Genomic DNA, 11,452 nt, shown 5'->3' on the forward strand with positions numbered 1-11,452 from the left:
TTGCGGCGGGAAAAAGTTGACTAAAAAAATGACAAAGTTAAAAATTTTTGGTATATACTGAAAATTTTTAAGTTTGTTAACCTATGCACTTTATGTAAATTTTATCTACTTTTTTGCCGCACACGCTCTGCGGACTTCGTCAAAGTAGCTGCCATACCTAAAGGTACTCCCTTCGGTCGCGGCACACTTCGCGAAAACTCAATTGCTAGAACTTTATATTTGAAAAATACTTATTAAATATAGGATATATCCTAAATTTGGACTAAAAATGTAGTTGTTCGCGAAGCGTATCCGAGCCTGTCGAGGATATAGGTTCTCGTCGCAGGCGGGCTTCGCCTGTGCCAATACCACCCTAAAGGACTTCCTATGGTCGTAGAACTCCATTCGGTCACAAAAGAACTTGGGGTGTTATGAAGTTCGCAGAGCGGTGGGCAAAGCCACCACAAGCAATAAAATTGAAAAAACTAAAATTGGCAAAATATAATTGTTTAGGTATATATAAAATTAAAGCATTGCTAATGATTTTTTATCATTAGCAATGCCTGTAATAATGTGTATAGTATTTATTTTAAATTAATTGGCACTTTCTTCTTTTTCCAATTCTTTAACATACATATCCAAGAATGGCTTATATATGAAATAATCTAATATAATTAGTCCTATTACTAATACAGGAGCTAAGAAATGTAAATTAGTAGAAATAAATGAACCTAATATAGAAGGAGTAGTCCAAGGTACTAAACCAACTATTCTGCTTATAAGATGGAATTTAAAGAATGAATAAGAAATTATAGCATTTATAATAGGAGTTAATATAAATGGTATAACAAATATTGGGTTCATAACTATAGGAGCACCAAACATAATAGGCTCGTTAATATTGAAGAAACCAGGTACTATAGAAAGTTTTCCAACATATTTTAAATGAGCATTCTTAGTCATGATCATAGCTATACATAAACCTAAAGTTGCACCAGAACCGCCTAAATATACGAAACTGTTCATAAACTCACCGGCAAATATTTTTGGTATTTCCTGACCAGCAGCAAGAGCAGCTTGGTTAGCAGCTAAGTTAGTTAGAACTATAGGGGTTATAATAGCATTAACAACATTCGCTCCATGTATACCGCAGAACCATAATACATGTATTAATAACAATATTATAATTATAGATATTAAACCATCTGACATACTTAATAACGGCTGTAATATTTTCATAATTAAATCAGGTATCATTATTTTCATGTTGCTTTGTATTATCCAGTTTACAGTTTGGAATAAGAAAGATATAACTGCTACTGGAATTAAAATTTCAAAAGATTTTGATATTGCAGGAGGAACAGAATCAGGAAGCTGAATCATAATTCTTTTGTTTACTAAGAATCTTGATATTTCTACAGATAAGATAGCAGCAATAATAGCAACGAAAAGACCTTTAGCATCCATATATCTGGCATCTAAAACTCCGACATTAACGTTTTCAGCAACATGTAATAATTCAGCAGCAGCTCCTATTACAGTTACAGCTAATGATTTTGCTGATAATAATAAGAAAGCATACATAGATAAAAAACCATTACTAAGCTGGTCCTGCTGATAATATCCTGCCAATGAATATCCTATACCAAATGATATAAATAAAGACATTATACCCATACTAACATTGAATATTTGTATATAATGTCCAGAAAAAGCATTTACAAAATTTTCGTAAGGCTTGAAATACATAAAGTTAGTAGGGTCATTCAATGGTAGATTGAATAAAAGCAAAACGAATGAACCTATTATAATAAAAGGTGTTGCAAATACGAATCCGTCTTTAATACAGTTAAGATATCTGTTACCAGCTACTTTAGACATTATAGGAAGAAATTTGCTTTCCATAAAAGCATTAAATTTTTCTTTCATATTATTATCCTTATTTAATATTTATCTATATTATTGTTATTAATATAACATTATTATATTAATATTGATATAAAACTCAAATTAAATAATTTCCATATTAATATGACAATTTTTTTGTTGGAGTTTATATATATTTGTATTATATTATTTATATCTATACTATTGTTATTAAATATCTTTTTATAAGAGGAGTTTATTTATGCCATTTAAAAAAGGTTTTTTATGGGGCGGTGCTACTGCAGCAAATCAGTGCGAAGGCGGGTTTAATAAAGGCGGAAGAGGTTTAGCAAATGTAGATGTTGCTCCGCACGGTAAGGACAGAGCAGCTGTTATTACAGGTAAGATGAAGATGTTTGATTTTGATAATGAACATTTTTATCCTTCTAAAGATGCTATAGAAATGTATAGCCATTATAAAGAAGATATAAAACTTTTTGCCGAGATGGGATTTAGCGTTTACCGTATGTCTATCGCTTGGAGCAGAATATTCCCTAACGGCGATGAAGAAAAGCCTAATGAAGAAGGTTTGAAATTTTATGAAGATGTATTTAAGGAATGTTTAAAATATAATATAAAGCCTTTAGTTACTATAACACATTTTGACTGTCCTATGCATTTAATCAAAAAATACGGCGGATGGAAAAATAGAATAATGATTAAATTCTATGAAAATCTTTGTAATGCTATTTTTAATAGATATAAAGGATTAGTAGAATATTGGCTTACTTTTAATGAAATAAATATGATTTTACATGCACCATTTATGGGAGCTGGATTGTATTTTGAAGAAGGCGAAAATGAAGAAGAAATGAAATATCAGGCTAGCCACCATGAATTAGTTGCAAGTGCAATAGCTACTAAAATAGCTCATGAAGTTGATCCTAATAATAAAGTTGGATGTATGCTTGCTGCTGGAACTTATTATCCTTATTCTTCAAAACCAGAAGATGTATTAGCAGCTCAGCAGAAAAATGATGAAATGTATTTCTTTGTTGACGTACAATCAAGAGGGAAATATCCTAATTTTGCTTTGAAAAAATTTGAAAGAGAAAATTTAAATATAAAAATGGAGAAAGAAGATTTAGAATTATTAGAGAAATATACAGTTGACTTTATTTCTTTCTCTTATTATACAACTAGATGTGCTAGTGCTGATAAAAGTAAATACACTATGCCTAAAGACAATATAGCAGCTGATATTAAAAACCCAGAATTAAAACAAACTGAATGGGGTTGGACAGTTGATCCGCTAGGAATGAGAGTTACTTTAAATGATATTTATGATAGATATCAAAAACCTATGTTTGTAGTAGAAAATGGATTAGGTGCTCATGATAAAGTTGATGAAAATGGTTATGTAGAAGATGATTATAGAATCGACTATTTAAGAGAGCATATCAAAAACATGAAAGATGCTGTTGAAATAGATGGAGTTGATTTGATAGGATATACTACTTGGGGTCCTATAGATTTAGTTTCAGCAGGTACTGGAGAAATGTCTAAAAGATATGGTTTCATATATGTAGACAGAGATGATTTTGGTAATGGTACTTTGAAAAGAAGCAGAAAGAAATCATTCTTCTGGTACAAAAAAGTTATAGCAAGTAATGGGGAAGATTTAGAATAAATAATAATCTAATTTTAAAAGGGTAGGATTTTATCAGATGATAATTTCTTACCCTTTTTTATTATTATGAATTTATTTAATTACAAAGATATACATATTTTAAACTATTTTATTTTTTTAAATTCTATATTTTTATAAATGTATTATTAATTTTGTTTGTTATTTAGTCAAGTTGATGAGTGTGTGAAAATAATTTTGATATTGTATTTATCATAGAAAAATATATAAATATTAAAAAAAATTATTTTGATAATATAAGAATTTAGTATATACCTAAAACAACTATATTTTGTAAAAAATAAATTTATATTTTTATTTTTATATCTGAGGCTTTGCCACATACCCAACTTCTTTGGGTCACAAAAATAACTGGTGCCAGGGGGGCTCCCCACAAATACCTAAATTTAAAATTGTGTTTTTTGACAAACTTAAAAATTTTCAGTATATATGAATATTAATTATAATTTTTTATCTTTTCTATCCAACTTTTATATTCTTCATCTGATATTTCATCTAATATTTTAACATAAGGATTCAACTTTTGATGCGGCTTAGAAAAATAACTCATATCCCATTTTATAGGCTTATTCCACATTCCTTCACTATCCATAACTATAATATGTGTTCCGTCTATATCCGGTATTTCTTCAGGAGACATATCGCCATATAACATATTCATTAATTCTAATTCACCATTTTCATTTTCTATTTTGTATGTTCCATCTTTTTGTAAAGCGTATATTGTATAGTATTGCTGATGTGCTTGAGCTTCTATTAATTCCTTAGCATGTAAAACACCTGTTGCTATATTGTAAACAGTTTCATTGAATTCATAATTATCTATTCCATATCTTTTTAATAAATCTTTTTTATATAATTCGCTTTCTAATAAAGTTATAAGATAGTATCCATTACTCATATCTGAAGCTTCTATATAAAAACCTCTTTCCATCTTTGGGGTTAATACTAAAACTTTTGTTTTACAGCATGCCTCTACACCTACATATATATATGATAATGTGTTAACATAAGTTTCTAAGTATTCTATATGATCTATTAAATCTAAACTGATGAAATATTTTCTTAAATCCTGATTTGAACATATAACAGTCATTACAGGAGCAATCATTGTATCTATGCCCATAAATGCTTCTAAAGGCTTATAATCTGTTCTATACATTACTTCTATACTAACATTGGCTATATCTTCATCTGTAAGTTCATCTTCATCTACATTGTATAGCTGTGATACATTATCTATAAATTTACATGCTAAATCAATATTCTTAAAAAATAAATTTATTATTCTCTTTCCGATTTCATCATCAGCTTTTTCACAATGATGCAAAGCATGTCCTACAAAATTTGCAGCATAATATGATTTTAATATATCCATATTATCAAATTCTAATGATATCTCTCTGCAAATATCCATTTCTTCTTCATGGTTATTTTTTACATATTCTTTTAATTTTAGAAATTTATCATTTTGAGATATTAATTTTTTATTTATAACCTCATCAATATTTGCTTTTTGTTTAGTATAATCAATATATTCTTTTACTGCATTATTCATACGATTATCTCTCCTAACTTTTAATTATATATATTCTTTGATTATTATATCATAAAAAATTAATATACGGTATAAGCAAAACGAGCAATATTGCATAAACTAAAGCCGGAAGGAAATCACCTGTTTTAATTTTTGCTAATTTTAATAAATTGATGCCAATCATCATAACAGTAGCTCCTCCAACAGCTGAAATTTCTGTTAACATTGTTTCGGATACATAAGGTTCTAAGAATGATGAAAGTATGGTTAAAGTACCTTGATAAAGGAATATGCTAATTATAGAGAAGGCAACACCAATACCAAAAACTGTAGACATAAATATTGCCACAAATCCGTCTATAACACTTTTAGTAAATATTAAATCATATACTCCCTGAGTTCCTGCTTGAAAAGAACCAAGTATAGACATAGAGCCGGAACAAAACAATATAGAAGATGTTAAAAATCCTAAAGCAAAACTTCCTGAATTTTCTTTTAGAGTTAATTTTCTTTTTAAAAACTCTCCGAAATTTTCTATCTTTTGCTCTATTTTTAAGAATGTGCCTGTAATTCCTCCAAGCATTATAGATACAGCGAATATCAATATATGTTTTGTAGTTATTGCCATACTTATGCCTATTGTAAGCGATATTATACCGGCAGATATAAATACAGGTTCTTCATATCTTTTTGATAATTTATTTTTAAATATAAGTCCAATTAGAGAACCTATTAATACAGCTACCATATTTACGAAAACGGCTATCATAGTAAATCCTATATAAGATATTGAATGTTATTATTTTAATCAGAAAATGTTTTTTAGTTTTTTATGATATAAAATATAATATTTGTTTAGAATTTTATCAATAGTATTTTTTAAAAATAAAAAGGGCTTAAACTTTTTTAAGTCTAAGCCCTAACATTTATATAGTTACCGTTTTAAGTATTAACCCCATATAATAAGTTTCATATCGAATTTATAACTTAAGTCTTTATTGTATGGATACATTCTTATAGCATAACCGCTTTGACCGCTGTTAACACATTCTAACATACCAGAGAATGAATGTCTTCCATTTCCTAAATCTGCAGAATGTTTCATCTCAACAATAATAGGCTCTAATATATCTTCTTTCATGCTTAATTTACCATAATAAAGTTCTACTCTAACTGAATCAGGAGCTATATCTCCTAAATTTACTATAGTTTTTACTTCAAATTGGCTTCCAACTTTTAAATTTCTTGAAGGCATTTCTGAAATAGTATTTTCAAATGATACTTTAGACCATTTTGAAGCTATATCTTGCTTCCAAGCTTTTAAGTTTTTAGCTTTAGCAAATTCATTTTCTGTCATATTGAAATATCTTTTGCTTGCATTGTTGTAGAATTTATTAAAGTAATCAGCAACCATTCTATTAGTAGAGAATACAGGACAAACAGTTTGCATACTCCATTTCATAGCAGCAACCCATTGTCTAGGAATATTATCTCTTCCTCTGTCATAGAATAGAGGTATAATTTCATTTTCTAATACATTATAAAGAGCTTTACTTTCAACTTCGTCTTGATATTCTAAATCAGTATATTCTTCTCTGTTACCGATAGGCCATCCGTTTTGACCGTCATAAGCTTCGTCCCACCAACCATCTAATACACTGAAGTTTAAACCTCCGTTTGGTGGTACTTTCATTCCGCTTGTACCGCTTGCTTCTAAAGGTCTTCTTGGGTTGTTAAGCCATACGTCAACACCTTGTACCATATATCTAGCTACATTGATGTCATAGTCTTCAATGAATACTATATGATCTCTTAAATCTTCTCTTCTGCAGATTTCAGCAATATTTCTGATTAATTCTTTACCGCCATTATCATGTGGGTGAGCTTTACCAGCAAATATTATTTGTACAGGTCTTTCAGAATTATTAACTATTTTCTTTAATCTTTCTAAATCTCTGAAAAGTAATGTTCCTCTTTTGTAAGTAGCAAATCTTCTAGCGAAACCTATTGTCAAAGCTTCAGGAGAAAGTATTTGATCAGCATGTTCTATTTCGCTTTTTGTGAATCCTCTGTTTGTTATTTGTGTTTTTAATCTTTCTCTACAGAAGTCAATAAGTCTTTCTTTTCTTCTTTCATGAGTTCTCCAAAGTTCCGCATCAGGTATTTTTTGAACTCTTTCCCAAATTTCATATTCTAAAGGTTTAGTTCTCCAACGAGGTCCTAAATATCTGTCTAATAAGTTTTGCATATCAAAAGATATCCAGCTTAAAGTGTGAATACCATTTGTAATAGAATCTATAGGAAGCTCATTAACTGGAACACCTTTCCAAATATCTTTCCACATAGCTCTTGATACATGTCCGTGAAGTTCACTAACACCGTTATTTTCAGCAGAAAGGTTAAGAGCAAGTACAGTCATACAGAAACTTTCTTTTTGATCATCTGGATTGATTCTTCCAAGTCTTATGAATTCGTCCATAGTCATGTCTATATGTTTAACATATTCTGTGAAATATTTCTGAATCATATCTATAGGGAATATATCATTACCAGCAGGTACAGGAGTGTGAGTTGTAAATATGTTAGAACTGAATACAACTTCTCTTGCTGTATTTTTATCTAAATGATTATTTTCCATTAATTGTCTTATTCTTTCTAAAGAAAGGAAAGCACTGTGACCTTCGTTCATGTGGTATATAGTAGGTTTAATTCCTAATTTTTCTAAAGCTTTAACACCGCCGATACCAAGTAATATTTCCTGCTGTATTCTTGTTTCTAAGTTACCGCCATAAAGCTGAGCAGTAATGTCTCTATCTTCAACACTGTTTTCTTCTATATTAGCATCTAAGTAGTAAAGTTCTATTCTTCCAACATTCGCTTTCCAAATTTGAGCATAAACTTTTCTTCCAGGCAGATCAACATCTACTTTCATAGTTTCGCCGTTTTTATCTAAAACTTTTTCTAAAGCTAAGTTAAAGAAGTCATTTTCTATATCATATTCTTGTTGCCAACCATCAGCATTTAAATATTGTCTGAAATATCCTTTTCTGTATAAAAGACCAACTGCTACTAAAGGCAAACCTAAATCACTAGCAGATTTTAAATGGTCTCCAGATAATATACCAAGACCGCCTGAATAGTTAGGTAAAGATTCATGTAAACCATATTCAAAAGAGAAATAAGCTATTTTTTCATTATGAGTTTTTTGACTTTCATCTAAACTATCATACCAAGTTTCTTGCTTCATGTAAGTTTTAAACTCATCATAAACTTCAGCTAAGTTCATCATAGCAGCATCATCTTGAAGCATAGCATCAAAACGTTCCTGTAAAGATTCTCCAAGAACTCTTATAGGGTTATGATCTCTTTTATCCCAGTTATCAATGTCTATTGTTCTTAATAAAGTTACTGCTTTTTGGTTCCAGCACCACCAAAAGTTTTTAGTAATTTCTATGAGTGGTTCTAATTCTTTTGGTACGGATGGGGAAACCATATATTTATTTAATTTCATAAAAAATACCGCCTTAAAAAATTATTTTAGCTATATATTTTACCTATTCTATAATATTTTATAATAAAATCAATGAATTTATTTATGTATACGTTGTTATTTTTGGTAAAATTGCAATTATTTTTTCTTGACTTTTATCAATATTTATATATAATATATTACTATGAAAGATAAGATTTTTACTAACTTTATCATAAGTAATTCTTTTTACTTCTCATTTTTCTTTAGCTTTTTTGGCGTTTAAGGCGCCAGTATACTATTCTATCATTTTTACAAACAATACAAACATATAAAATTAAATTTTTTTAATTAACATTTTTTCATGATAAGAAACTATAAAACAATTAATTAACATAATATTTTAAATTTATTAAGGAGATTTATTACTATGATTATTGTAATGAAACCAAATGCTAAAGAAGAATATATAAATAATATAACAGACAGACTCATTGAAGCAGGATTGGGCACTAATAAGATAGTAGGTGTTGACTGTACTGTTATAGGTATAGTAGGGGATACTTCTAAAGTTGACAGAGAATTAATGGCTACTTTACCTGGAGTTGCTAGAGTTTTAAAAGTACAGGAACCTTTCAAAAGAGCAAACAGGGCATTCAAAAAAGAAGATACTGTAGTTGATGTAAGCGGTGTAAAAATAGGGGCAGGCAAACCAGTTATAATTGCAGGCCCTTGTTCTGTAGAAAGTGAGGAACAGGTAATAAATATTGCTAAAAGCGTAAAAGCAGCTGGTGCTTCAATACTTAGAGGCGGAGCTTTCAAGCCTAGAACTTCTCCTTATGCTTTCCAAGGACTTGCACTTGACGGACTTAAAATATTAAAGCTTGCTAAAGAAGAAGTTGGTATACCTATAGTAAGTGAGATTGTATCTATAAGACATTTAGAAGATTTTGAAAATACTGTTGATATGATACAGATTGGTGCAAGAAACATGCAGAATTTTGAACTTTTAAAAGAAGTAGGAAAATTAAAAAAGCCTATACTTTTAAAAAGAGGTTTGGCTAATACTATGGAAGAATGGCTTATGAGTGCTGAATATATACTTGATAAAGGCAATAGCGATGTAGTATTATGCGAAAGAGGAATAAGAACTTTTGAAACTTATACTAGAAATACTTTCGATGTTTCTGCTATACCTATGATAAAAAGAATGAGTCACTTACCTGTAATAGGGGATCCTTCTCATGCAAGCGGTAAATCTTGGATGGCACTTCCTTTAACTTTGGCCGCTCTTGCTGCTGGTGCTGACGGTATGATAATAGAAGTACATAATGATCCTGAACATGCTTTATGTGACGGTGCTCAGTCTATAAAACCAGATACTTTTGAAGATATTATGGAATCTGTTAATATGATGGCTGAAACTGTAAGTAAAATAAAAGAACGTCATGGCGGAAAGATTTACACTAAATAATTTTTTATAATTGTTTGGTATAAAATGTAATTATCAAAGTTTGTAAGTAAGTTTTAATTAAATAAAAAAGCCTGCCCATAATATTTTATGAACAGGCTCTATATTTTTATTATTTAATCAGAATCAAGCACCTTGTCTAGTAAATGTAGTCTTTTCTTGAGTATCAGGATTTGTATAAGTAGCAGTTTGTTTATCATCACTAAATACTATAGTATGTTTTTTATATATACTAGGTTGTCCTTCTTGAAAAATATATTCTGCAATAGTCATAGTATTTCCTAATAATATAGATGTACCATTTACTTTAGTAGTGCCATCAATATATGCATTGTTATTATTAATAGTAAAAGTACTTAATCCATCTTCAGATAAATATGTTCCTATATAATCATTAAATAAGTCAGACTTTTTTAAGTCTTCATAATAATCATCAGTTTTACCATCTATATAAGTATCTCCCTCTATCATTAGATTATTTTTTAATATTAGAGAAGCTTTTATAGAATGAGTTAATCCGTCTTCAAATTTTGTTTGATATGACATTTCCAATATATTGCCTTTTAATTGAAATGTAGGATTAACATCTTTCATTCCTTGATCTGCATAAATATATCCATCTTTATCTATAGCAAAGATATAATTTTTTATATATTCGTTTTGGGTATTTCCTCTATCCCAACTATAATAATTACCCTCATAAATAGATAATCCATTAACTTTTTGTATCTGCACCAATTCATTAGGCTTATTAAATGCTTCTTTTTGATAAACATATTTATTATATAATTTTATTGAATTATCATAGAAATTAAATATATATATACGATCATTTCTTTCACTATATGTTTCTGTACTTCCATATACATATATTTGAAGTTTATTTTCTTTTTCTAATAAAGTTGATGTTCCTGATACTTCAGCATTGTTATAATTATATATTTTTCCTCCATCAATTACATACTCAACATATTGATAACCATCACTATATTCTACATAGTATCTTCCAGCATGTTTGTTTAGGAAATCTGCTATTGTTGTTGGATTTGAAGTTCCAGAACCTTCATCTATAATACCGCCATCTCCAGTATTACCTGTACCTCCATTATTAGGGTCTGTTGGTGTTTTGCTGCAGCTGAATGCCAATATCATAACTGCAATCATTAATAAAACTTTTTTTAACATTTTGTTACTCCTTTTAAATAGATATAATTAAACTTATAATTATTTTGCAATAGCAAAAATAGCTTATAAGGTAATAAGCGATTGTATTTGATAGAAATTTTGAAAATTGATTTTTTAGTAGAGATAAAAAAATTATATAATATTAGCGATGCGATGCGATGCGATGCGATGCGATGCGATGCGATGCGATGCGATGCGATGCGATGCGATGCGATGCGATGCGATTATATCAAACAT

7 protein-coding genes are annotated in these 11,452 nt (G+C 29.3%); 2 read left to right on the forward strand and 5 right to left on the reverse strand.

The features are described from left to right. Positions 1 to 573: 573 nt before the first annotated feature. Positions 574 to 1,908 (reverse strand): PTS cellobiose transporter subunit IIC, encoded by a 1,335-nt coding sequence (gene celB / locus Q0K52_RS13440; RefSeq protein WP_297300272.1) that lies wholly within the window; start codon positions 1,906 to 1,908, stop codon positions 574 to 576. A 199-nt stretch (positions 1,909 to 2,107) separates the two neighbouring features. On the opposite strand from celB, the gene Q0K52_RS13445 reads away from it, so the two are divergent. Next, positions 2,108 to 3,535, forward strand: coding sequence for a 6-phospho-beta-glucosidase (locus Q0K52_RS13445; RefSeq protein WP_297300274.1), 1,428 nt, complete (start codon positions 2,108 to 2,110; stop codon positions 3,533 to 3,535). A gap of 454 nt (positions 3,536 to 3,989) precedes the next feature. Here Q0K52_RS13445 and Q0K52_RS13450 read toward each other — a convergent pair whose 3' ends face one another. From Q0K52_RS13450 to glgP, 3 genes are all read right to left on the reverse strand, one after another. After that, on the reverse strand, positions 3,990 to 5,111 hold the full coding sequence (locus tag Q0K52_RS13450) for a hypothetical protein (protein WP_297300276.1): 1,122 nt from the start codon (positions 5,109 to 5,111) through the stop codon (positions 3,990 to 3,992). Positions 5,112 to 5,160: 49 nt separating this feature from the next. Continuing rightward, a complete protein-coding gene (locus Q0K52_RS13455; RefSeq protein ID WP_297300278.1) occupies positions 5,161 to 5,859 on the reverse strand; it encodes a DUF554 domain-containing protein in 699 nt (232 codons plus the stop codon). 180 nt (positions 5,860 to 6,039) lie between these two features. After that, positions 6,040 to 8,601, reverse strand: a complete 2,562-nt coding sequence (gene glgP, locus Q0K52_RS13460) for an alpha-glucan family phosphorylase (RefSeq protein ID WP_297300280.1) — start codon at positions 8,599 to 8,601, stop codon at positions 6,040 to 6,042. A gap of 388 nt (positions 8,602 to 8,989) precedes the next feature. Here glgP and aroF point away from each other — a divergent pair, with 388 nt between their 5' ends. Then, a complete protein-coding gene (gene aroF / locus Q0K52_RS13465) occupies positions 8,990 to 10,033 on the forward strand; it encodes a 3-deoxy-7-phosphoheptulonate synthase (protein WP_297300282.1) in 1,044 nt (347 codons plus the stop codon). A 123-nt stretch (positions 10,034 to 10,156) separates the two neighbouring features. Here the strand turns inward: aroF and Q0K52_RS13470 are convergent, their stop codons facing one another. Next, on the reverse strand, positions 10,157 to 11,215 hold the full coding sequence (locus Q0K52_RS13470) for a hypothetical protein (protein ID WP_297300284.1): 1,059 nt from the start codon (positions 11,213 to 11,215) through the stop codon (positions 10,157 to 10,159). Positions 11,216 to 11,452: the final 237 nt, after the last annotated feature.

This window comes from uncultured Brachyspira sp. (assembly GCF_944390845.1).
In the GTDB taxonomy this organism is placed as follows: domain Bacteria; phylum Spirochaetota; class Brachyspiria; order Brachyspirales; family Brachyspiraceae; genus Brachyspira; species Brachyspira pulli.

Bases quoted from the DNA above. Each gene is read 5' to 3' on its own strand.
- aroF (WP_297300282.1), top strand. From the start codon at position 8,990: ATGATTATTGTAATGAAACCAAATGCTAAAGAAGAATATATAAATAAT.
- Q0K52_RS13445 (WP_297300274.1), top strand. From the start codon at position 2,108: ATGCCATTTAAAAAAGGTTTTTTATGGGGCGGTGCTACTGCAGCAAAT.
- Q0K52_RS13450 (WP_297300276.1), bottom strand. From the start codon at position 5,111: ATGAATAATGCAGTAAAAGAATATATTGATTATACTAAACAAAAAGCA.
- Q0K52_RS13455 (WP_297300278.1), bottom strand. From the start codon at position 5,859: ATGATAGCCGTTTTCGTAAATATGGTAGCTGTATTAATAGGTTCTCTA.
- Q0K52_RS13470 (WP_297300284.1), bottom strand. From the start codon at position 11,215: ATGTTAAAAAAAGTTTTATTAATGATTGCAGTTATGATATTGGCATTC.
- glgP (WP_297300280.1), bottom strand. From the start codon at position 8,601: ATGAAATTAAATAAATATATGGTTTCCCCATCCGTACCAAAAGAATTA.
- celB (WP_297300272.1), bottom strand. From the start codon at position 1,908: ATGAAAGAAAAATTTAATGCTTTTATGGAAAGCAAATTTCTTCCTATA.